Annotated in this window: 17 protein-coding genes and 1 pseudogene; 9 read left to right on the top strand and 9 right to left on the bottom strand. The window is 42.7% G+C overall.

What is annotated here, in order from left to right; genetic code table 11:
- From EWV66_RS16615 to EWV66_RS16605, 3 genes and pseudogenes are all read left to right on the top strand, one after another.
- Window positions 1-258, top strand: a pseudogene (locus EWV66_RS16615) (hypothetical protein); the annotation flags it as partial.
- A gap of 171 nt (window positions 259-429) precedes the next feature.
- The gene (locus EWV66_RS16610; RefSeq protein WP_052276479.1) at window positions 430-1,212 is read left to right on the top strand and encodes a hypothetical protein; all 783 of its coding nucleotides are present in this window, start codon (window positions 430-432) and stop codon (window positions 1,210-1,212) included.
- 111 nt (window positions 1,213-1,323) lie between these two features.
- Window positions 1,324-2,262 (top strand): glycosyltransferase family 2 protein, encoded by a 939-nt coding sequence (locus EWV66_RS16605; RefSeq protein ID WP_052276480.1) that lies wholly within the window; start codon window positions 1,324-1,326, stop codon window positions 2,260-2,262.
- A gap of 235 nt (window positions 2,263-2,497) precedes the next feature.
- On the opposite strand, the gene EWV66_RS16600 is transcribed toward EWV66_RS16605, so the two are convergent.
- The gene (locus EWV66_RS16600; protein ID WP_052276481.1) at window positions 2,498-2,839 is read right to left on the bottom strand and encodes a DUF8822 family protein; all 342 of its coding nucleotides are present in this window, start codon (window positions 2,837-2,839) and stop codon (window positions 2,498-2,500) included.
- 34 nt (window positions 2,840-2,873) lie between these two features.
- Here EWV66_RS16600 and aat point away from each other — a divergent pair, with 34 nt between their 5' ends.
- The 3 genes from aat to EWV66_RS16585 all read left to right on the top strand — a co-directional run bounded on the left by aat (window position 2,874) and on the right by EWV66_RS16585 (window position 6,208).
- Complete coding sequence (gene aat / locus EWV66_RS16595) at window positions 2,874-3,455, top strand: leucyl/phenylalanyl-tRNA--protein transferase (protein WP_128575187.1); 582 nt, start codon at window positions 2,874-2,876, stop codon at window positions 3,453-3,455.
- A gap of 225 nt (window positions 3,456-3,680) precedes the next feature.
- Entirely contained in the window at window positions 3,681-4,787 is a 1,107-nt protein-coding gene (locus tag EWV66_RS16590) for a hybrid sensor histidine kinase/response regulator (RefSeq protein WP_052276482.1), read from the top strand.
- Between the two features lie 47 nt (window positions 4,788-4,834).
- Window positions 4,835-6,208: an ankyrin repeat domain-containing protein gene (locus EWV66_RS16585; protein WP_287107821.1), complete on the top strand. Its 1,374-nt coding sequence runs from the start codon at window positions 4,835-4,837 to the stop codon at window positions 6,206-6,208.
- 104 nt (window positions 6,209-6,312) lie between these two features.
- Here the strand turns inward: EWV66_RS16585 and EWV66_RS16580 are convergent, their stop codons facing one another.
- From EWV66_RS16580 to EWV66_RS16565, 4 genes are all read right to left on the bottom strand, one after another.
- Entirely contained in the window at window positions 6,313-6,462 is a 150-nt protein-coding gene (locus tag EWV66_RS16580) for a hypothetical protein (protein WP_158499337.1), read from the bottom strand.
- A gap of 11 nt (window positions 6,463-6,473) precedes the next feature.
- Window positions 6,474-7,196 (bottom strand): Stp1/IreP family PP2C-type Ser/Thr phosphatase, encoded by a 723-nt coding sequence (locus tag EWV66_RS16575; protein WP_287107820.1) that lies wholly within the window; start codon window positions 7,194-7,196, stop codon window positions 6,474-6,476.
- 44 nt (window positions 7,197-7,240) lie between these two features.
- The gene (locus EWV66_RS16570; protein WP_287107822.1) at window positions 7,241-8,929 is read right to left on the bottom strand and encodes an ABC1 kinase family protein; all 1,689 of its coding nucleotides are present in this window, start codon (window positions 8,927-8,929) and stop codon (window positions 7,241-7,243) included.
- A gap of 90 nt (window positions 8,930-9,019) precedes the next feature.
- Entirely contained in the window at window positions 9,020-9,325 is a 306-nt protein-coding gene (locus EWV66_RS16565; protein ID WP_002761072.1) for a DUF6825 family protein, read from the bottom strand.
- A 273-nt stretch (window positions 9,326-9,598) separates the two neighbouring features.
- On the opposite strand from EWV66_RS16565, the gene EWV66_RS16560 reads away from it, so the two are divergent.
- Complete coding sequence (locus tag EWV66_RS16560; protein ID WP_287107819.1) at window positions 9,599-10,822, top strand: ABC transporter substrate-binding protein; 1,224 nt, start codon at window positions 9,599-9,601, stop codon at window positions 10,820-10,822.
- Window positions 10,823-11,150: 328 nt separating this feature from the next.
- Here EWV66_RS16560 and EWV66_RS16555 read toward each other — a convergent pair whose 3' ends face one another.
- Together EWV66_RS16555 and EWV66_RS16550 are read right to left on the bottom strand one after the other, a co-directional pair.
- Window positions 11,151-11,336, bottom strand: a complete 186-nt coding sequence (locus EWV66_RS16555) for a PEP-CTERM sorting domain-containing protein (RefSeq protein ID WP_221634802.1) — start codon at window positions 11,334-11,336, stop codon at window positions 11,151-11,153.
- Between the two features lie 52 nt (window positions 11,337-11,388).
- Window positions 11,389-11,520: a hypothetical protein gene (locus tag EWV66_RS16550; protein WP_423251354.1), complete on the bottom strand. Its 132-nt coding sequence runs from the start codon at window positions 11,518-11,520 to the stop codon at window positions 11,389-11,391.
- A gap of 329 nt (window positions 11,521-11,849) precedes the next feature.
- Between EWV66_RS16550 and EWV66_RS16545 the strand changes: the two genes are divergently transcribed.
- A complete protein-coding gene (locus EWV66_RS16545; RefSeq protein WP_287107818.1) occupies window positions 11,850-14,870 on the top strand; it encodes a plasmid replication protein, CyRepA1 family in 3,021 nt (1,006 codons plus the stop codon).
- On the opposite strand, the gene EWV66_RS16540 is transcribed toward EWV66_RS16545, so the two are convergent.
- A complete protein-coding gene (locus tag EWV66_RS16540) occupies window positions 14,867-15,358 on the bottom strand; it encodes a GNAT family N-acetyltransferase (protein ID WP_004161352.1) in 492 nt (163 codons plus the stop codon). The two genes, EWV66_RS16545 and EWV66_RS16540, sit on opposite strands and share 4 nt — an antisense overlap.
- 82 nt (window positions 15,359-15,440) lie before the next feature.
- The gene (locus EWV66_RS16535) at window positions 15,441-21,578 is read right to left on the bottom strand and encodes a translocation/assembly module TamB domain-containing protein (RefSeq protein ID WP_287107817.1); all 6,138 of its coding nucleotides are present in this window, start codon (window positions 21,576-21,578) and stop codon (window positions 15,441-15,443) included.
- A gap of 457 nt (window positions 21,579-22,035) precedes the next feature.
- Here EWV66_RS16535 and EWV66_RS16530 point away from each other — a divergent pair, with 457 nt between their 5' ends.
- Complete coding sequence (locus EWV66_RS16530) at window positions 22,036-23,226, top strand: DUF3747 domain-containing protein (RefSeq protein ID WP_052276486.1); 1,191 nt, start codon at window positions 22,036-22,038, stop codon at window positions 23,224-23,226.
- Window positions 23,227-23,325: the final 99 nt, after the last annotated feature.

Below are 23,325 nucleotides of genomic sequence, written 5' to 3'. Positions count from 1 at the left end.
CCTCCTATTAGTCGTCGTCAACTTCACCTGATGGTTTTTTCTAAAGGTGGTAAACGACGTAAATATGGTGGCTCTACCACAAGACATGGGTTCCGTAAAGGAGATTTAGTTTCTTCTCCTAAAGGAATTGGTTATGTTAGTGGAGATACCGAAAAACAGCTATCTGTAAGCGATGCCAATGGTCAACGATTGGGACAGATAGCCGTTAGCAAGATTCAGTTAATTCGTCGTTCTAACGGTTTAATTGTTTCTCACTAACTTATATAAAGCCGCCCTCCGCTATCGCTAAAGGGCGGGGTTTCAGACCCAGTTTTTTGATGAGGGGGAGAAGAAAAATCCCGACTAGAAGATGCTTGTTGTTGAAAAAATCCGTAAAAAATAGTTACGCTCCTGTATAATACGCTAAAATCCAGAGAAATAGCTTTTGCCATGGCGACAACAGAAGCATTGAACCCCAGTCAGTTCGCATTCTTAACCAACCTCACCGCTGATCGTTCAAGTTCACCCAACCCACAACAAGAAATGGACAAAGTTATCATTCTCGTTAATGCCGAAGCTCAAGCCAGTGGTCAGATGTCTCGGCTATCGCCCGTTACCGAAAAAATGGTGATTGCCTTAAAAAATGCGGTTCCTAAATCCCTAGCGGTGGAGGTGACGGGGACGGCTTCCTTGTGGTCAAAAATGGAGTCGGGTAAAACCAGCCAAAATAATTTAATCTGGTGTCCCTTAACAATTCAATTGCCCAATTGGGTGAATTTTCCGGGTAAAAAAGTTTATCAAGCTTGTCGGGATATCGAAGAAAGACGCGCTTGGGTTGCCCATACCCTGCACTATAAAACCAGTCAGGGAGATTCTTCTTTTGGGGATCTTTGGTTGCCAATCACGGTGACATCTAAGGGTTTAGAATACGGTGAGGTAATCGGGGAGGGTATGATCCCTAACGCCTACAGTCAACCGATTAGTCTAGAAAGAGAGAGTCTTAAGTCTTTACACCGGCTGGCAGCGCAATTACTGGATAATTTACAGGCTCCTGCCTCTGTTTATTTGCTACAGTTTCGTTTGGCTCATCGAGAAGTGGTTTTTGATCGTCTCTGGCCTTTTCCTGCTGCCCCTGCGATCGCTTCCCTGCGCGGTCAACAGACGGATCTCTATGCAGCCTACTGGAATTGTTTACGTCGGCAAGCAATGGTCGATCATTCTTTGGCAATTTAAAGGCACTGTCTAGCAGTAATTTATTAAGTTGACAAAAGGGATACTTTGGCAGAATATTTAGCGTAGCGGCCGCCATAAAAACACGGCTTGTGTCCGTTCAACCTCTCGAAAATGCCGAAATACTCGCTAATTATCCCGATTTATAACGAGGAAGAAACCATTCCAGAACTCTATCGCCGTGTCAGTGATGTCATGGATAGTTTAGATGATTCTGTGGAACTGATTCTGATTAATGATGGCAGTCGGGACCGTTCCTTAAATTTAATGCGGGAACTACAGGAAAGAGATGCTAGGGTCTGTTACATTAGCTTTGCTCGTAACTTTGGCCATCAGGCTGCAGTAACGGCAGGACTTAATTTTGCTAGGGGTCAAGTTATTGTTGTCCTCGATGCCGACTTGCAAGATCCACCAGAATTGATTCCCAAAATGATTGAGTCTTGGCAAGCAGGTTATCATGTGGTTTACGCCCAGAGAACAAAACGGAAAAAAGAAAGTTGGTTTAAACGCCTAACTGCCTACGTTTTCTATAGATTGCTGCGACAATTAGCCGACGTGGATATCCCTGCGGACACGGGGGATTTTTGTCTGATGGATCGTCAGGTGGTGGAAGTATTAAACTCTATGCCAGAACGGAATCGTTATATTCGCGGTTTGCGCGCTTGGATTGGTTTCCGACAAACTGCTGTTAAATTTGAGCGGGATCCCCGGTTTGCCGGAGAAGTCAAGTACACTTTTAAAAAATCCCTAGCTTTAGCGATTAATAGCTTGGTGTCTTTTTCTAAGATTCCCCTGCGTATTTCCACTTATTTAGGCTTATTTTCCGCTTTAATTGCCCTGTTTATGGCTTTACTGGTTCTCTACTGGCGCTTACAGCAACCCGACTCTCCCGTTACTGGTTTAGCTACTATCTTGATCGCCGTGTTTTTCTTGGGTTCGGTACAATTGATCAGTATTGGCATATTAGGGGAATACATCGGTCGAATTTACGAAGAAGTTAAGGGCAGACCCGCTTATACGATCGCTGAGATCGCTGGGTTGGAAATCAATTAAACCTTCCCAACAACTATCAATCAATTCTTGTCGATTAAAGATTTTGTTAACTTCTTAAATAAGCAATAAGCTGTTGACTCTCTAAATTACTGGTTAAGACTGTCTATGATCGAGGAGAGAGGTTTTGATTATTTGTCCTAAAATTTCTAATAGGCAGTGCAGCTTACCCCATTCGTACAGAAAAATCAGCAGGGCTGCTCATAGAAATTAAACTCCAATAGCAGAGAAAAACTGTCTAACTTTGGCCACAACAGCGATCGATCCCTAAACTATCTAAAATTAAATCACTAACGGCGTTAGCGATGGCAAATTCACTATAAAAACTTTCGCGAAAATCAAAAGCTTGCATCTCGGTAACGATCGCAATTACTAGGCAACCGAGATCGTTTTCCCCTTCCAAACGCTGACGCAGAAAAATCTGACTAGCGCGTTCAGCGATAGTTTCATTAATAGCTTCGGGAATAAATTCCGCATCTAACCAACGATGTAAAGCGGTGCGCAGCCAAGTTTGTTCCTGTTGGGGATTTTCGATCGGTGGTAAAGTAATGGGCGGAATTGCTGGGGGATGATCAGGCATAATTAGAGAATTATCAGGCTACGAGACTGAATTCTTGGGGGGAGTCGTGGATACCGCCTCTATTATACAAGGATACGCACGCGGTTACTTTCTCATGGCCGATGAGGGGGGCAGATTGGATTGGTATTCTAGTAAAAATCGCGCTCTTATCCCTCTTGATCGGCGTTTTAGGTATCCCAAGTCCCTAAAACGAGTTTTGAATCAAAATCGCTTTAGCGTGGCTATTAACCGCGATTTTGCTGGGGTTTGTGCCGGTTGTGCCGATCGCTCGCTGACTTGGATTTCCCCGGAGTTAATGCAAATCTATCAGCAATTACACCAGGCCGGTTGGGCCTACAGTTTCGAGACTTGGCAAGGGGATCAATTAGCGGGGGGGATTTTAGGTTTAGCAATTCGCGGGGTTTTTATCGGGGAATCGATGTTTTATAAAATTCCCGATGGTTCTAAGGTTGCCATGGTCAAGTTAGTTGAACACCTCAGAGAACGGAATTTCTCTCTATTTGATGCCCAAATGCAAAATCCCCATCTGGCTAGATTTGGGGCCTATACTATCCCCGAAAAAGAATATCATCCCCTACTAGAAAGCGCTCTGCTGAAGCATTGCCGTTTTGTTTAAGTATTGTTTCTGATTCTGGAAGTCATCTTAATAGTGAGGTACTAATTTTTCGTTTTGGGGGGCCAGTCGTCACGATTCGGTCGTCAATAGCAAATTAGGTTATACTTCATCTTTAAGAAAAAAGCTGTAAGAATCGACCTCGAAAATGTCTTGACCATCGAACCCGATTCGAGGTATTCTATCAGGGTAGATCAGACAGTAATAAAATTCAGATTTAAATTGGCAATGTTAAACCAGTTAAGAATTCTAATTGTTGATGATAATGAAGTAGATCGGATCGCCGTGCGCCGATTCTTAAGAACATCGGAGATGGCGATAGAAATAACAGAAGCCGCTGACTATCAAGAGGCTAAAGAAAAGATGTCCAATAATCTTTTCGACTGTATGTTTATCGATTATCTTCTACCCGATGGAGATGGTTTGACTTTGGTGCGGGAAATTCGGCAGCAGGGAGTTAAAATACCCCTAATTGTTTTAACCGGTCACGGAGACGAAGGAATTGCCGTAGATATGATGAAAGCCGGTGCTTCCGATTATCTGAGTAAATTTCGTCTTTCTGCCTCGCGCTTAAATCAAGCGATGCGAAACGCCCTACGCATCTATGAAGCGGAACAAGAAGTGGCGATTGCCAAACAAGAAAAAGAGCAATTGGCTAGACAAAAAGAAGATTTTGTTTCGAGGATGACCCACGATTTGCGAACTCCCTTAGTGTCTGTCAATCACATATTAGAACTATTTCAAGAAGGTTTATACGGTGAGATTACTCCCGAAATGAGTCGAGTCATTCATGTGATTATTCGCAGTAATACAAATCTCTTGGAAATGGTTAATAATCTTTTGGAAGTTTATTGTTATGAAAACGGCGAAAAGATACTTAATTTTACTAAATTAAAGATTATCGATATTCTCGAAGAAGTCTGTCAGCAGTTAACTCCCCTTGCCCGAGAAAAAGGACTAGAATTAAGCTTAAATGCCGAAAATGCCGGGGAAATTTTCCTAACTGGCGATCGCTTGGAACTGCGGCGCGTTTTTACCAATCTCATCGGCAATGCGATTAAATTTACCCAAAAGGGTGATGTGAAAATTCATCTCATCCCAGCTACAGAGGAAGATACTTTTGTCACCATTGTCGTCGAGGATACTGGTATAGGCATTTCAGCAGAAGAACTACCCCGGATTTTCGAGCGCCTGTACTCCAGTTCCCCAGACAGTTCCAACAATGGGTTAGGACTTTATCTCTCCCGTCGCATTATCGATGCTCATGGGGGAACTATTGCCGTCACCTCAGAATTAGAACGGGGTAGTAGCTTTTCTGTCCGTTTACCTGTCTAGAAAGATCGATAATAGAAAAAATACTTTCTGCCGATCGGTCACTGTTAATGGCTTCTAATTGGGATATCTTGTTAATACAAGCGGCGCGTCAGGGCAATCTCGCGCGGGTTCAAGCTTTACTGAGTCAGGGGGCAAATGTCAACGCCACCGATGGCCACAATACGACGGCTTTAATCTATGCCGTGCAGGGGGGTCATCAGGAAATTGTGGCAATTTTGCGAGAATTTGGGGCTGATATCAACAAAAGTAAACAACCTCAAGGTTTAACCCCTCTCATGTTAGCGGCTGCCCTCAATCACAGTGAAATCCTCGCTCAATTAATCGCCGCCGCTGCTAATGTCAATCAGGTCAATCAAGATGGTACACCAGCACTAATGATTGCCGCTTATAAGGGTCATACAGCGATCGCAGAACAGTTATTAACCGCCGGCGCTCGGGTCAATATGCGCGATCGGGATGGAGATACGGCTTTATCTGTAGCGATAAAACAAAATTACGCCGCAATTGTCGGTTTATTGCTCGATCGTGGTGTAGATGACGAAATACGTCAAGAAGCTTGGTTACAGGCTCTCACCGCTAATCGTCCAGAAATACTCGAATTGTTTATTAGCCGTGGTCTGCCCCTCGATTCTCCCACTTTATCCGGGGAAACTCCCCTAATTTTGGCTGTAGAGAGGGGAAATCTCGGCAGCGTACAAACTTTACTGCAAGCGGGAGCAAATCCGAACATTAGCACGGAGGAGGGAGAAACTGCCCTGATGATCGCTGCTGCCGAGGGATATTTCGATATTGTCCGACTTTTACTTGCTCAGGGGGCTAGTATTGACAATCAAAATCAGGCTGGAGAAACGGCTCTGCATTTAGCCACGATCGAAGGACATTTAGAGATCGTCCAGGCCTTACTACAAGCCGGCACTTTTGTCAATCACCGCAACCATTTTGGTGATACACCCTTGCTTATCGCCACGGTGCAGGGGTACGAAGCGATCGTTTTAGAATTGTTAAAACAGGGAGCCGACCCTAACCTAACTCAGCAGGGAGAAACACCGTTAACTTTAGCTCTACAGCGCCAATTTACGGAAATCTGCCGTTATCTCCTCGACTACGGGGCTAATCCCAACGCCGTTTATCCCGATGGCAAAAGCGTCCTCATGAAAGCTTGTGAGGGCAATAATAGTCAACTGGTGCGCCGGTTAATCGCTATCGGTGCTGATGTCAATAAAGTCGATTTTAGCGGTGCTTCCCCTTTGATGTGGGCCAGTTATCACGGTTGTCTCGACACGGTTAAAGTTTTGTTAGACGGGGGAAAGGTGAGCTTAAATCAGAAAAATCAAGGGGGAATGACCGCTTTAATGTTAGCTAAATTTAATCACCATCAGGCGATCGTTTCTTTATTGCAACAAGCAGGAGCGATCGAGTAAGCTGCCCACGCATTTAAATTGCTTGTGGAGATGAGGCGATCGGCGATCGGCAGGTGTTAGGGTTTTAGGGTTTTAGGGTGTTAGGGTGTTAGGGTTTTAGGGTTTTAGGGTTTTAGGGTTTTAGGGTGATAGGGTGTTAGTTGAAATTCCCCCACTTCCCCACTTCCCCACTTCCCCACTTCCCCACTTCCCCACTTCCCCACTTCCCCACTTCCCCACTTCCCCACTTCCCCACGAGAAACTTTTTGCCGCAAACCCTAGATAGTCAACAGCTGACCATGACCACGGTGATATTATCAGAACCGCCGGCTTCTTTGGCCGCTGCCACTAAATTCTCGACAATTTCCTGACAATCGGCACTGGTTTGCAAATAATCGCTAATTTCCTCGTCGGACAGTTCTTCCGTCAAACCATCACTACAGAGAATTAAACTATCGCCAGATTGCAGATCGAGGGGAGATACCGTCACTGGGGGCAAATCGCGACGACCGAGACATTGAAATAAAACGTGCCGCCAAGGGTGGTTTTTCGCATCTTCTTCGGACAGATCGCCCATTTTTATCGCCCTAGCTATCCACGTATGATCTTCCGTCACCTGTTCTAATTTTTGCTCACGAAAGCGATAGAGACGGGAATCACCAATATGGGTGTACCAAGAGCCATCATCTCGGACGATAGCCATGACTAGGGTTGTCCCCATGTCCTGTCTTTCGGGATTTTTCAGTTGATCTTCGATAATCTTCTCGTTAGCGACGGTAATTGCCTCCTGCAGCAATTCCCCGGCAGCCCGGGGCGAATTCCAGTGTTCTTCTAGATGAGCTTGGATAGTTTCAGTGGCGATTTGACTAGCTTCCTGGCCCCCCGCATGACCTCCCATACCATCAGCAACGATAAAAAAGCGCCGCTCGGGGTCGATATAATAACTATCCTGATTAACCGATCGCACCATACCAGGATCGGTCATTCCTCCAAAAGAAAGATTGTTCATCGAAATTTCTGCTTTTAACACAATATTTATTATCCCGCAATCAATTACATCATGCGATCCTGACGTTCAATTTTTCGCCAAAGTCTCACAAGAGCTATCCCCGGCAGCAGGGAAATCGCCATCGGCACTAAAGTTAACCAACCAAAACCACTGACGAATAGAAGCGTCGCTGAGATAAGTAAAGCACTGACCAGTAAAGTATAGTTGGTTCCCATTTGAATCATACCCAATCGCCGCAAAAGTCGATCGGATTCGCTCGAACGGACCCGGACACGGATATCACCCCGTTCTAATTTTTCGATCGTATCATCGATGCGTCGGGGTAAACTCAGGGCGGTGCTGCTCACTTGGGCTGCTTGTCGTCCTAACTCATCGAGGATATTACTGCCATTATTTCCTGTCATATCATTTACTAATTGCAGGGCAAAAGGTTGGGCCACTTCCATAAAGTTAAATTCGGGATCGAGTCCTTTGCCTACCCCTTCTAGGGTAGAAAATGCCCGCATGACGAAGGTAAAGGTAGCGGGAAAGCGAAAAGGCTGATCGTAGGCGATTTCATAGAGATCATCGCTGATAGAGGCTACGGATTGCTCCTCAAAGGGTTTATCCATGAAGTTATCGAGCATATACTGGATCGATCGCCGCACTGCTCCCATATCACCATTAGCAGTTAATGCTCCTAAATCCACCAGAGAAGTGACCACGCGATCGGCATCTTTTTGGGCAATTCCCAAGAGAGTCTGCATTAATTTTTCGCGCACATTGGTTTTAATTTGTCCCATCATGCCGAAATCGTAGAAAATTAAGGAGCCGTCACTATCAACGGCAATATTGCCGGGGTGAGGATCTGCGTGAAAAAAGCCGTTATTGAGTAGTTGAATTAGATAAGCTTTTGCCCCTAGTTTAGCCAACAATTTGCGATCGAGTCCAGCCGCTTCTAGGGCCTCATAATGACTGATTTTGATGCCGGGGAGGTATTCTAGGGTTAAAACCCGGGGAGCGGTGTAGCGCCAATAGACTTTCGGTACTTTCACCCAATCTTCCCCGCGAAAATTACGGCGAAAAGTGTCAGCGTTACGACCTTCGTTGAGATAATCGGTTTCTTCCCAGAGAATTTTACAGCATTCTTCATAAATACCCGTCCAATCGCGACCTTTACCCCATTTGGGATGATTTTGGAAGTATTGGGCGATTTTTTTCAGGATGGTCAGATCGATACTAAATAATTTTTTCAATCCGGGCCGTTGGACTTTGACCACCACATCTTCCCCGCTCTTCAGTTGGGCCCGGTGAACTTGCCCTAAACTAGCGGCTGCTAGGGGAATAGGATCAAAGCTTTTAAAGAGTTGATTGAGGGGTTTACCGAGGGATACCTCGATGATTTTGCTGGCCTGTTCGTAGGTAAATGCGGGAACCTGATCCTGTAGTTTCGAGAGTTCTTCCACATATTCCAGGGGAAACAGATCGGCCCGGGTGGAGAACAGTTGACCGACTTTAATAAAAGTTGGACCCAATTCTAGCATGGTTTCCCGAATCCAAGCGGCTTGTTTTCTGCGTCTGCTGGCGAGTTTTTCCTGGCTATAGCCACCGTTATAGCTCCATTTTTTACCGTTGAGCCAGAATTGATAAAGTACAGTCAGAACGAATCGCCAAATATCTAGACGACGACGATTGATGGAATAGTTTTCTCGATTCCAACGATAGCTATTTTTGGCGACTTGGAGGGCCGGCATTGCTGGGTTTAACTCTAGGGTAACGGGGACTGGTAGAAGGGCTGACACGCAATTTTTGGGGCTTTAAAGCGACTAAAAGAGGGTTTTGGGTTAATTCTGGTAGTTTTTTAGTTCCGAGCGCAATTGGGCGATTTCGGCCCGCATTTCGTCGATGTTTTCCTGCACATCGGCACTGGAGGAACCACTGGAGTCTGTCTCAGTATATACTCCCTTTTCCATGGCTCGATCGGCTCTCATTTGCACTTCTTCGACGAATTGCCGCAGGTTTTCCCGTTGTTCGGCATCAAATTTGCCTAATTCGCTTAAAGCGTTGGTGAACGCATCTTCTAGCTGTTCACTGACCACTTCAGCGATCGCTCGTCCGAGGAAAAAGGCGTGAATAACGGGGTTAGTCATAATCTTAAATGGATGTTTTCGCTTGCTGGGTTTTGTGAACGGGAAAGGCGATAATAAATTCCCTAACTACTAGGTTAGGCGACAGAACCAGAAAAGGCAAATCGTTTTTCTGAAAACGGAGGTGAGACGGGGAGGTTAATCGACAAAATTAGGGGAAACAAAGGGCGCTAAGGGAGCAGAATCTGGTTTGATCGCGTCGAGAATTATCGCTGAAATCAACCCGATTAGCGAAATAATAGTGTCATCAACAATATCAGTCCCCGGAGAGTTAAGATGCTCAGAAAACGTTTATTAATCCCCTTAATACTATCCCTAGTCACTTTTGGTTTAGTGGTGGCCTGTAATTCCGGCACTCCCACCAGTCAAACTAACCCCAGTCCCGCAGAAAACGCCGCCACTGCTGCTATTCCCATCGGTGCAGCTTTAGCTCAAACCAGTAATCTCGCCCTATTGGGACAGGAACAGGTGATCGGTGTCAAGATGGCTGAAACATATTTTAATAAAAAGGGCGGAGTCAATGGAACACCGATTAAAGTTATTATCCAGGATGTGGCCGGGGATGAACAGGGCGCGATCAACGCCATAAATACCCTAATTACTCAAGATAAAGTGGTGGGTATTCTCGGTCCGTCCCTGTCCCAGCAAGCTTTTGCCGCTAGTCCGATCGCCGATCGAGCCAAAGTTCCCATTCTCGGCCCGTCTAACACGGCTAAAGGTATCCCCCAGATCGGTGAATATGTAGGTAGGGTGTCCGCTCCTGTGGCTGTGGTCGCTCCCAATGCGGTTAAAACTGCTTTAAAAATCGATCCCAAGATTAAAAAAGTGGCTGTCTTTTTTGCCCAAAATGATGCTTTTAGTAAATCGGAAACGGAAACTTTTCAAGAAACCCTAAAGAGTTTAAATCTTGATATTGTCACCGTGCAGAAATTCCAAACCACCGATACAGATTTTCAAAACCAAGCCACCGCCGCTATTAAAATTAAACCAGATTTAGTGGTTATTTCTGGTTTGGTTGCTGACGGGGGCAATTTGGTCAAACAGTTGCGACAATTAGGTTATCAGGGGTTAATTATTGGGGGCAATGGTTTAAATACTTCTAATATTTTCCCGGTTTGTCAAGCTCAATGTGATGGTATTCTCATCGCTCAAGCTTATAATCCGGAATTAGATAATCCTATTAATCGGGATTTTGTCGCCGCTTATACAGCAGAAAATAAAAAAGCACCGCCCCAATTTACTGCTCAAGCTTTTACGGGAATTCAAGTTTTTGTCGAGGCCTTAAAACGAGTAGATGATAAAAATAAACTCAGTACACTTTCCCTCGAACAAATTCGCCAACAATTAAATCAGGAAATTTTAGCGGGTAAGTATGTCACTGTCCTGGGAGATATTGCTTTTACTCCCGAAGGGGAAATCATTCAGGATAAATTCTCCGTGGCACAAATTAAAATGGATGCCGATGGTAAAAATGGTAAATTTACTTTTGTGAAAAATTAATCAGTAAAGGGTTCTTCTCATTTCCATCTCGTTGCCAGTCCCTCCCTTGCAACGCACTTCCAGAACGTAGGTTGGGTTGAAGCATGAAACCCAACGTCCGATCATGTTGCGCCACCGCTAACCCATCCTACAAATAATTGTGCCTCCCTACTTACCTCGTTGCAAGCATCTCCCTTGCAACGCACTTCCAGAGGTTCTAGTTCTTGTGTAACCCATCAGGGAAGGGAGGAATATCCTCCCTTTTCTCGTGCCAATGTAGAACCTTGGCACGAGACAAAAGGAATAGGATCAAGGTTATTTCTGTCCCTTTTTCTTATTTTTGCGGGACTTATTTTTTCTGACTATTCTTAGCAAGTTTCCGCCGCAAGCCGGTACCGAATCCGATAACGGTTACTAAACCTAACATGGCTAGAGGTTCAGATTCGGGTACGGGTACGGGTACGGCTACGGTACTCACTATTAAATCATCAAAGGCAATATCAGAACTATCGTTAGGAGTCCCAAGTATTCCCAAAATCTCAAGAGTGCTTTGACCACTGGTTGCCGTGAATGTGAAATTACCCGAGCTATTGATCCCAAACTATTAATTTTTTGTTTTCGTTAGAGACGGTTTTATTACTAGGATTAATTACAAACTGACGACCACAATCTTTACCCTTACGTTTTGGTTTGCCATTATGTGTAGAACCATTTTTGATGGTATGGCAAGAACCCCATTTAGGACAACGAAATATTGAAGCTTGTGAATCTTTACAACTCAGGCTAGATAAGCAAGAGAGCTACGCCACTACTATCGGATCACTACCGGCTGAGCTCACCGTCGAAGCCTGATCTCACGGCCGAAGCCTGTCTCCTTTTGCACGACTACTTAACTTTTCGATAATCTCAGACAAGAGTGGATTAAAAGTCAAATTTCCTCCGAGAACCTCTGAGAGAGTAAAATTTCTCTTTTCGCTATTTAGTGGCTTACCGCTAGAATAATAGGACAAAAACGCTATATATAGCGTCTAGCCAGTAGAGGACAAGGATGAAATATTTAGAAGAATGGCGTGGTAGCGGGGTGGACGCGGAGTTAATCCATCTCAATGTCACCAGTTTAGCGGGGTTATCTCCCAGTGAATACCTACTCTACTCCCAAGAATTACCGCGACGCAATGATGGCAGGGTTAGGGATAGTATTCTCAAGCGTTATGAACATACCAGTCAAGGCGGTTGGTGGTGTTCAGGAATTGACTTATTAACTGGTAATTATGACCTTTGGGGCTGTTTTAAGCCCGATTTTCCCCGTTTAAGCTTCGATAAGGCTAAACCGATTAAGTACGAACATCCCCCCCAAACCCCTACGGGAGTCTTTGCTTTGCGGGTTCCCCTGAAAATTTGGCAAAGGATAGCCCAGTCTATCAGTATTAATATTTTAACTGAAGAAGTGGATAATAAGCAAGAGGATCTCGGTTTTTGGTCTTGGGTAATCAAACATCCAGAGATACCTATTTGTCTTACGGAAGGAGCGAAAAAAGCGGGGGCATTACTAACAGCAGGTTATGTGACAATTGCCTTACCAGGGATTCACAATGGTTATCGTACTCCCAAGGACGAACTAGGTAGGAGAATCGGCAAATCTCATCTAATTCCGCAGCTGGAAAAATTAGCTAATTCCGGACGAAAGATTTATCTAGTTTTTGATCAAGAAACTAAACCAAAAACCCAACAAGCGGTTAATTTAGCTTTACAGAGAATGGGTTATCTATTCAGTCAGGCTAACTGTGAGGTAAAGGTGGTTACTTGGGATGCTGCTGATGGTAAAGGGGTGGATGATTTACTAATCAATCGAGGGGAAGATTACTTCCAACAAGTCTATCAAAAAGCTACCTCTTGGGAAATTTGGAAGGCAGCGAGTTTAAATAGTTTAACTCTCCCACCTCATCTAGAGTTAAATAGCCGTTACTTGCCAGATATTGCCATCCCTACATCAGCGCAGTTAATGGCGATTAAATCGGCTAAAGGTACGGGGAAAACTGAGTTTTTAGCCAAGATAGTTAAACAGGCTATTGCCAATCAACAAAAAGTTTTAGTTATCGGTCATCGGGTGAAACTGGTGGAGGAGTTATGTCAACGCTTTGGTTTAAACTATATCAGTCAAGTTAGGGACAATCCTGCGGCACAAATTTACGGTTATGGTTTATGTATTGACTCTCTCCATCCCCAATCACAAGCTAAATTTCAAGCGGAAGATTGGCGAGAAGCTATCATTATTATCGATGAGATCGAACAGGTTCTATGGCATGGGTTAAATGGGGATACTTGTAAAACTAATCGTGTGGCAATTTTAAAATCCCTAAAGTCCCTGCTGCAAACTGTGGTCAGCAGTGGGGGCAAAGTCCTAGTTGCCGATGCTGATTTAAGTGATATTTCCCTAGAATACTTAACTTCTCTAGCGGCAATTAAACTAGAAACTTTCTTGATTAGTAACGAGTGGAAACCTAATGAGCAGGAAGCTTGGCGAGTTTATAACTACTCTGATAATACTCCCCAACAGCTAGTTAATGATTTAGTCAAACATATTAAAGAGGGAGGAAAACCTTTTGTTTGTCTGTCAGCACAAAAGTTAACCAGTAAATGGGGAACAATTACCCTAGAATCTTATCTAAAAAAGCAATTTCCCCAGAAGAAAATTTTGCGGATAGACTCAGAGTCATTGCAAGATTATAGTCAGGCTGCCTATGAGGCGATTGGCAATTTAAATCAATTGTTGCTTAACTATGATATAGTTCTAGCTAGTCCTGCGATCGAAACGGGAATTAGTATTGATATTCAGCAACACTTTACCTCGGTTTGGTGTTTAGCACAGGGGATTCAAACTCCCACTTCTATCGCTCAATTTTTGGGGAGAATTAGAGAGAATATTCCTCGTTATATTTGGTCAGCAGTGTACGGATTTAATCAGGTGGGCAATGGTTCCACTTCTATCCCCAAACTTCTCACCTCTGGACACCGACTAACGGAGGTTAATATTCGCTTACTACACCAATCAGATTTAGAATCTCTGGAGGATTTAGATACAATTTTTCAAGCGGAATCTCTCCTCTGCTGGGCTAAAATGGCTGTACGAGTAAATGCTTATATGCTTAATTATCGTCAGTCAATTCTAGGAATTTTACAAGCAGAAGGCCAGAGAATTAAAGAACGGAATCAGGAAGAAGAACTAGAAATAAATAATCAGTTAACGGAAGCAATTGAGGAAATTAGGGAACATAATTATCGTTCTGAATGCGAGGAAATTGCCAGCGCAGCCGAGATCACAGAATCAGAATATCGTTGGCTAAAAAAACAGTTAATTAAGTCAGTGAAAGAAAGGAGAATTATCAGGAAATATGACCTATATAAACGCTATGGAATCCCCGTCACACCGCAATTAGTGAGTAAAGATGATCAGGGATGGTATCAAGAACTACGCCTACATTACTTTTTGACAATTGGGCGACAATTTTTGTGCGATCGAGATGCTTTAATTGCCCGTAAACTGATAGAATCAGGTCAGGGAAGTTTATTTATTCCCGATTTTAATGGTAGTCAATTAGGAGTGATTATCGGGACGTTAGAAGTGTTAGGAATTCCCGTATTATTAGCTAATCCTGAAAGAGAATTAACTAATCATGATGCCGACTTACAAAAAATGGCTGAAATCGCCATTAAAAACCGCAACGAGATTAAAACTATCACCAAGATTAATCTCTCTCATACTTCCCGTCCTCTGACGATTATTCGTAATTGTTTGAACTTGTTAGGTTATGAATTAACCAGCAAGGGCAGCCGGAGAATTGCTAAAAAATCTCTTAAAGTTTATCAGATTGTTGCCCCTCAGGATGGTAGAGAACAAGTGTTTCAACAATGGTTATTTAGAGACGAAAAATGTGCGGGAAGTTCTGAGATTTGGTATGAGGACTATCTCTTTTCTCTCACCCAGAAACCATCTCTAGGCGAATCAGAAAATGCTTATATTCAATTAAGTCTAGAATTTAGTCTAGCTATGGAGAAATTGCCTATTTAAGCGACTTTTTTCCCTAAAATGACCACATCAGCCAGAAAATCGTCTAGAGCGGCAATTTGGGGTAAATAACCCCATCGTTGAAAGCCGAATTTTTCAAAGAGACAAATACTGGCTTGATTGTGGGCAAAAATAATACAGATAAGATTAGATATACCCAATTGGGGACAGCGCTCCAAGGCATATTCTACTAATAATTTACCGATTCCACGACCTTGATAATCGGGGGCAATATATAAACTAACCTCTGCCGTTTTTTGGTAAGCGACACGACCATAAAACATCTGTAAACTCAGCCAACCCACCACCCGACCTTCGATCACTATTACCCAGATGGGATACTGTTCAGGATCGTGCTTTTCAAACCATTCTCGCCGACTTTCGAGGGAAATAGGCTTTAAATCTGCGGTTGCCTTGCGAGTGGGAACAGCAGCATTATAAATCTCGATAATTGTTGGTAAATCTGTTTCTTTAGCCTCGCGAATAATCATAGAATATCAAGTAAGATGAAGTATAACCTAATTTTCCCTTGTCTCCTAACTTCTGAATTATGCTATATCTCTCAATCTTACTTTAAAATTGGGTTTGATAGCGGACGGTAAACTCATTCAAATTGTAATCGTAGGAAAAGCGGATAAAAGACTGGGAATTGACTCGATAGACGGTTTCCAAATTGGGAAGAATATTAAAATCCGTTGCCCTGATCGCATTACTAACCGCATTCTCCACATCATACACGACTCCTTGGGCTAAGAGGGGAATCGCCAACTGAACCACTCCAAATTGAATTAATTGTTCTGTATTTTTCCCCTGTAAACCATTAAAAACCGACAGCAATTGTTCCCCCAAAAGTCGAACGATTTCCCCTTGGCTGCGGGGGGGAGTGCTGGTTAATTTAACTAGGGGAGTATTAAGCAATCCCTCATCTTCACCTCTAGCAAAAGCCACTGCTTGTAAACAATTAGCAACTTTTTGTAATTCTGTATCTGTATAGTTTTCCTCTAGGGGAAAAGGTGGACTATCGGGACGAATTTGGCACACTTCATTGATATTACGTCCTAAATTTGGTAGCAAGCGGTTTAATTCCCCTTCAACGCTGAGGGTGACATCGATCCTTTGAATACGATTGAGGCTATCATCGGGAATTTCATTGCTAGGAAAATCCCCCCCCGGACGGGAGATAGCAAAATCGCGAGATTGAGAAAATTCGCTGAGAATTGTTCGCAGTTGAATATCAACAAAGGGATTAAAAAGTCCCAACCCGCGACTAGAATCGAAAACAATAACATTTTGATTGCGTCGGTTAAGAAGAAAACGAGTATCGATGTAACTAACCCGTCCTCGATCGAGATTAATCACTCCATTGGTTTGTAATTTCTCCAGTGGAGTGAGCGGACCGTTCAAGGTTAAAGCACCACTAAAATCAAATTGATACAAAGGTTCTTGTTCAATTGATAATCCTGCTAAAGACACTTGGAAATTATTTAAAACTGGAGTAATATTTGTCGTCTGAGGAATGTTGAGAGGCTGCAGCCAGCGACTCACTGGTTTATCCGTTTCTTGATTAATTTCTGCGGTGCGAGGAAGAAAAACTTTACCCCTAGAAAGACGCACATTCCCCCCGATAATTGGTTGCTGAATTGTTCCCGTTACCATGGCATTCCCAGCAATTAATCCCCGATAAAGACCATTAATTGCTATATCTCCCTCTTGAATATTAACTGTTAAGGGATTAGGATTATTTTTGATGGCTTGAAAGAAAGGTAAAACTCCCACCACAGAAATTTGTCTGTCAGCGATCGAGCCTTGTAATTCCTCTACTGTTAAGTTTTCAGGGGTTAACCCAATGCGGCCATTTACGGTTAAAATCTCTGGAAAAGCAACACTGCGGATAGCGGCATTATCGAGAGTAACTATACCATTTGCTTCTAAATCTTTGATTTTTAAGCCTTCTTTTATATCTAATCTTCCCGTCGCTGAAAGAACTACCTCCCCCTCACCATTAACCCATTCGATGGCGTTTTGACTGATAGCTTCGATCAATTTGATTGCATCGGTTCCCAATTTTGCTTGGATTTTTAATTGATCATTACCCGGTAAGGGAGGATAGGGAATGCTGGCATAGAGTTGGATTGATTCGGAGGAGGTTGTCCGCAAATCAAAACGATACTGGTTATAGGTAAATAAACCAATTATATCTTGATTAATATTTTGGGCATTAATTGCACCATCAATAAAGGCAAAGTTACCCTGAATACGAGGATTTAATAAAGTTCCTGTAATTTGTCCTTGAGTTTTTAGACTACCGGACAAATCTAAGGGAAACTGCACAAAATTTCTCAAGAGATCGAGAGAAAGATTTTCCACGGCAAAACTTCCCTCTACTTTTTTTATGGAAAAATCACCCGCTAAAAATACGGAAGAATCTCGTGATTTTAATCTAATCGGTTCTATCCTGAGCAACTGACGATTTAAGTTAAGATTAATTGTTACTTCATCAATCGGAATTAATTGGGTATCGGTGGTGACAATTCCGAGAGGGTTAACAATATTTACTGTCGGTCTTTGGGGTCGCCATTCCCATCTATTGCCCTGAAATTGTACGCTAAGATCGGGATTTTTTAAAGTCCCGGTTAAGGCTATATTTGCTTGATAACGGCCGCGAAAATCTAGTTCGGAAGGTATCCCGACTACCCCTCTTTCCCCTGCTAATTGCTGGATTATTTCTTCAATTTTTGCCCGCAAATTTACCTGTTGTGCTAGGGAAGCTTCGGGATTACCTACTCCTAGGGGACTAAGTTGAATAGCTGGGTCATTCTCTGAGGAGAAAAAGTTGATTAAACTGGTTAAATCATAGATACTAGCAACTGATAATAAATCTTGAATATAACCTTGATCTACCCTGAGTTTAGCTTCTATTGCTTGGGTTTGCCAATTAAACAAACCTTGCAGATTATATTGACTTGCACCCGCTTGTAAATTCCCCGCTTGCAGTTGAACTATGGAATCCCGATAAACCAAATTTGCCGTTAATTTTTCCCCAATTAAGTTACCTAAACTAGGTTGATTAATCTCTAGTTGTCCCTGTCCCTGTAAGTCAAATAAATTGATGTCTAGATTGGCACTCAATTGGCCAGTAATAATCCCCGGAATATTGTAGGCTGCCGTGGGAGATATTTTCAGGATTTCTAGGGGAAAATTGGCAATCTGAACATTTAAATTTTCTCCGCTTCGTTTAGCTGTTGCTAGAAAAGGAGTTTGATTTCCAAAAGCTTGGCGAATATTTATCTCTAAGGGAAGATAGGGCAGCAGACAATTATTTTGTTGACAAGGATCAAAAGTTAAGTCAATAATGTCCTGATTTCCCCGCAGATTTAAACTAATATTTTGACAGATTCCTGCTTGCATACTTCCTTTTAAGACAGGTTCAAAAAGTCGCTCATTAATGCTAAAGTTAGCTAAATTGATATCCCCTTTGATTTGTATATTTCCCACTTTTTGCCAAGCAGTTAAGAGATTTTTCCCCGTGATTTGTCCTTGAAATTCTCCGATCCCTGTCAGTGTCGATTCTTTGGGTTTTAGGTTAGAATCAATTGGTAAAAGCGATATAATCTGAGTTAGCGGTACAGTAGCAAGGTCGGTTTTTGCCTGTAGATTTAAGTTAACCTCAGCGATATCGGGTTGACTGATAAGATTAGCTAAAAGAATATTTCCTCGCACATTAAAGCTATTTTCTCCCCACTGTGCCGAAAGATTATTAACCTGAATTGGTGTTACTCCCTGCCAAATTTCTTTAATATTTCCCGCTAAATTGGCACTAAAATCTAAGTTAGGAATCGAGATTGATTTTATTCCTGGCAATTGCCCCATTAGGGCAGCGGGATCAAGATTAGCGGCAATAATATCACTTTGCCAGAAATTATTATTCAGTTGTGCCTTAGCTTTAATCTCTCCTTTAGCTACATGAATACGAGAGTTAAAAACTGCTTTGACACTGCCTAAGTTGAGTCGTTTTTCTAGCAGAGAGTCGAAAATAGTTTGGGCATTTCCTGTCGCTTGAAACTTCGTTTGGTCAATATTCAACGCTAGGGGAACATTAGTCTGAAAATTCTCTAAGCTACCCAGAATATTAAAAATACCTTTGTTTAACTGAATATCAGTATTAATCGGATTCTTATCTACTAATAAGCGAGTATTTACCCTAGCATTGACGCTGGACAAATTAGGGATTTTTCCCGCTAGTAAATTATTGATTGCACCCGTGAAATTGACTTGGGTTTTTCCTAGACTAACAGGAATATTTATATTGGGTAAAAACGGATTTAAGTTAATGCCAGCCGTATTAACTATACCGCTTAAAATACCTTGTTCCAGTTGGGTTGTCGTTCTCAGGGATTGATTATTGACAAATAACTGTATATCTCCCTCTCCGCGCCAAGTTTGTAAATCCGTTAAAGTACCGCTAATCAGAGCATTTATTCTGCCAGCAAAGCTGATTTTTGCCCTGCCTAAACTAACGGGAACTGTTAAATTTTCCACTAGAGGATTGAGACTAATTCCCCCAGTGTTGACTGTTCCTGTCAGGAAACCTTGATTTAGTTTGGCTGTGGCAATTAAAGGATTATTATCTACTAATAAATCCAGATTCCCTTGACCTTGCCAACTGCTGAAAATATTATTTTTATTCTTCAGCAATTCCCCTAAATAACCTTGTAAATTAATTTGCGATCGCAGTAATTTAACCTGAGTTGGTAAGTTAGGCAATAGGGAATTAATCGGCAATCCCGCTAAGACAGCTTTAGCCTGAAAATTTCCTTGCGATACTTGACTATTGACTAAAATTGTGCCTTGTTTACTGCTAATTCCTAAGTTAGCAATTCCGTTTAAGGTATTAACATTGATTTGGTCAATTTTGCCACTAATTTGAATATTAGCTGTCTCTAAATTTAAGGGTTCTAAGGTTTTTAGGTAGGGGCAAATACTATCCAAATATTGACAAACGATAGGCACAAAAGGAGTAAATAAAAAGTTATTACCCGTGATTTTTGCCTGGACTAATTTGCTAGTAAAATCACTATTAGCATTAACCTGTAGTTTGCCGCCATTTGTTTTAATGACCGTATCGGTTAAATTGATTTTGTTGCCCCCTAAAAATACTTTGCCCTCCCCAGCAACATTGATTAATCCTGACTGATTAACCCTGGGTATTTGCCAATTAATTAATAATTGTGGCAGTCCTAAACTACCTCTAGCTTTAATCTTAGCTTGCAGATCGCTTATATTAATTTGAGCGGGAACTGTTGCCAATTGAGATAAAATTTTTCTCGTGGGAAAATTGGCTTGTAAATTCAAATTGATCGGCATTTTTGTCCCGTCAAGAGGTTGATTTTTTTGCAGGGATTGCAGAATATTTAACTGTAATTTTCCTTCCCCTTTAATTTCTCCACCTGCGAGGGGTTTAATTTGAATTTTGTCTAAATTAAGACGATTGAGATTTGTTTGAAAATTACTGGTTATTGATTGAATAGGAATTTGCTCAAAAATAATCGGTTTGCTGTTGCTAACGGTTCCTGTAATTAGAGGTTGATCTAGTTTTCCCGTCACTTGAAAAGTAGAGCGCACTTCTCCCCGTAAATCTAGAGGTGATTGCAGATAAATAATTCTTAAAAGCTGTTGTAAATCCACCGATTCTAGAGCGACCTTGAGATGATAACCAGTTTGCCAATTTACCTCTCCTCTCACCTCAGTTTTAATCTTGCCAATACTTGCGATCGCTTGTTCAACTAATACTTTATCTCCCTGTAAATTTAACTTAGTATTTAGCTTAATTGGATACTGAAAAGGTTGGAATTTTCCCGCTACATCCGTCACCTGAAAATTACCATTTCCTTCGGTTTTATTTAGCTTTGCCCAACTGGGAATATTGAGAGCAATATTAGCATTTACTTGTCCTTGATTTAATTGAAAATTGCGATTAGGAATTAAAGTTAATAGTTCACTTAAATTTAAACGATCAATCTGAAGATTAGTTTGACTTTCCCCCGTTTTTAACGCCGTTTCTCCTTGAATTTTTACTTGACTTTTGAGGATTTCTGCGCTCAAATCGTAGCTGAGAGGTTGCTCTTGATTATCGATAAATCTTCCCTGACCATCGGCCTTAATTTCTATCGGGTTTTTCAGGGCATGGGGTTGGATAGTAATAGCTGCCTTCTCCACCTGAAAACCCAGATTTAACCTAATGGGGGCCTCCCGGTCTAAGTTACTAGATATTTTATCTAAATTATCGAGCCATTGACCATTTTTATCCTGATCGAGATAAATACTGGGATTAATTAACTTGACATCAACCGGCAGCGGCAGACCTAAAAGTAAGGGCAGTGGATTTAATCCCAATTCGATCGCATCAATAGATAAACTATCAGCAGAATTGGCCGTAGCTGGAATTTCCGATTTACCGATACGAATGCGATTAAAATAAAAGCCCTCTATCTTACCTACCCTGACAGGTCTGTGCAGCATTTCACTGAAGATATTATCTAAAATTGGGGTGAGACGTTCATAAACTAAATAACGAGTCGTAAAATAGCCAAGGGAGGTAAGTCCTAGGAGAGTAATTCCCCCGACAATCAAAGTAGAAGGCCGGCGTAAAAATCGACCGATACTCAGAAAAAGATTAGGACGAGAAGAAGGATCGCCAGGGGAGTTACTCATAATTGTTTACCTCACACACACCAAAGAAAGGGCAACGGCTCACCAGAGCTAATAAACTATGATAATTAACCGCAGCACTGATAGCCCTCAATCGATTAATTGCCATTTTTTAGGCAATTATTGGGCTTAAATCCTGTGAGGAAGTCAAGGGATGCGGTCAATTAAAAGCCTCTCTCCCCATCTTAGCCTAAGACTCGAATGGCTGGCTAAAATTTTCAACAATCCGCCAAAATCTGCCTAGCTTCAACAGTCAACCGAATTAATATTGATCACCCCACCAGTTCAAGCAGAATATTGCTCGGATCAATAGGTTCGGAAATTGAAGATTGAGAGAAAACTTGTGCGGACAGACAACAATCCGGCGCAGTCTGGAACAACAACCAGAAGTATTCAGTCTTAGAATATTGGGACTAGCACGTCTATTTTTACTGCAAAAATCGTCTTATAGATAAAGATTATGAAAGCCAGATTATCGATCGCCCTAACCGCCCTAATGACCTTGGGCATAACTGCCACACCAGCGGCCAACTTTGACGAACAGGACATCGAGCAGACCCAGGTAGTAGCGATCGCTCGTCCCTACGGAGGTAATAAATTTGACCTGCTAGTCTTGGAACAAATCCAGGGAAAACAGAAGTGTTGGAGCGAAAGCGGCTCAAATCCGGTCATGATCGACCCTCTACTCCTCAACTTTGACTTTACCGGCATTTGTCGCCGCGCCACCGATAGTAATGGTTATTCTATCCGTCTGGATGGCCGGGATTTTGGGCTAGATTACATCCTGCGTATTGTGGAACGCAATGGCGAATTATACTTAGTGGGAACTCCCCGGGATGCCCGCAGACCGGAATTAGTGGTGGGAAGAACCCGAGGAATGCAAACAGGATTTATGAAAATTATCCTCGAACCGGGTTGGAGATTTAGCCGTCGTACTTTCCAAGGCAAAAGTTTAGGCCACTTCTACTTTAGCGGCAAAGAAGCGGAAGTTCTCGCAGCCGCCGGCAGACCTCCCATCAACGAAACCACTCCCCCCCCCACTTCCGGGGCCAGTTTTCAGGATATTAGCGGCGATATCTATAAAACTGAGATTGAAAAAGCGATCGCTATTGGTGTAGTGGCCGGTTTTAAAGAAGATAACACCTTCCGCCCCGAAAATCCCGTCACCAGGGAACAATTCGTCTCAATGATTATTGAAGGGATGGGAACTGTCACCAAAATTAACCTAGAAGAGATTCCCCCCGGCAGCGGCAGTTTTAACGACGTAGAAGCGACGCGTTGGAGTGCCAAAAAAATCCAATGGGCCCGGGCCAATGGTATTGTTGCCGGCAAAGCTAACGGCGAATTCCGTCCCACCGACCCCATCACCCGGGCCGAATTGATGGCGATTCTCAAACAGGCCGCCACCTACCTGAAAACTCAGCAAAAACAAGCCCCCGATTTAGCCCAAACTAAAACCCCCGTCAATTTTTCCGATACTTCCGGTCATTGGGCTGCCAGTTTAATTACCCAGATGTCGGGATTTTGCGGTGTGGCCTCTCCCTTGAACGAACGGGGTAGTTCTTTTGTACCAAATGATCCCGCCCGTCGTAACTACGCAGCAGCCGCCATCGTCCGTACCCTCGATTGTGTTAAAACCGCCAAAAAATAAGTAGGGTTTGCGGCAAAAAGTTTTTCCTAGGGGTAGGGTGTGGGGTTTCACCCATTTTTGGGTGGTCAATTAGCTAAAATTCAGGGAAAAAGTCCCTGA

Source organism: Microcystis sp. M_OC_Ca_00000000_C217Col, assembly GCF_007095585.1.
GTDB lineage: Bacteria > Cyanobacteriota > Cyanobacteriia > Cyanobacteriales > Microcystaceae > Microcystis > Microcystis panniformis.
The sequence above is the reverse complement of the archived record's forward strand: the minus strand, read 5'-3'. Positions and strand labels throughout refer to the sequence as shown.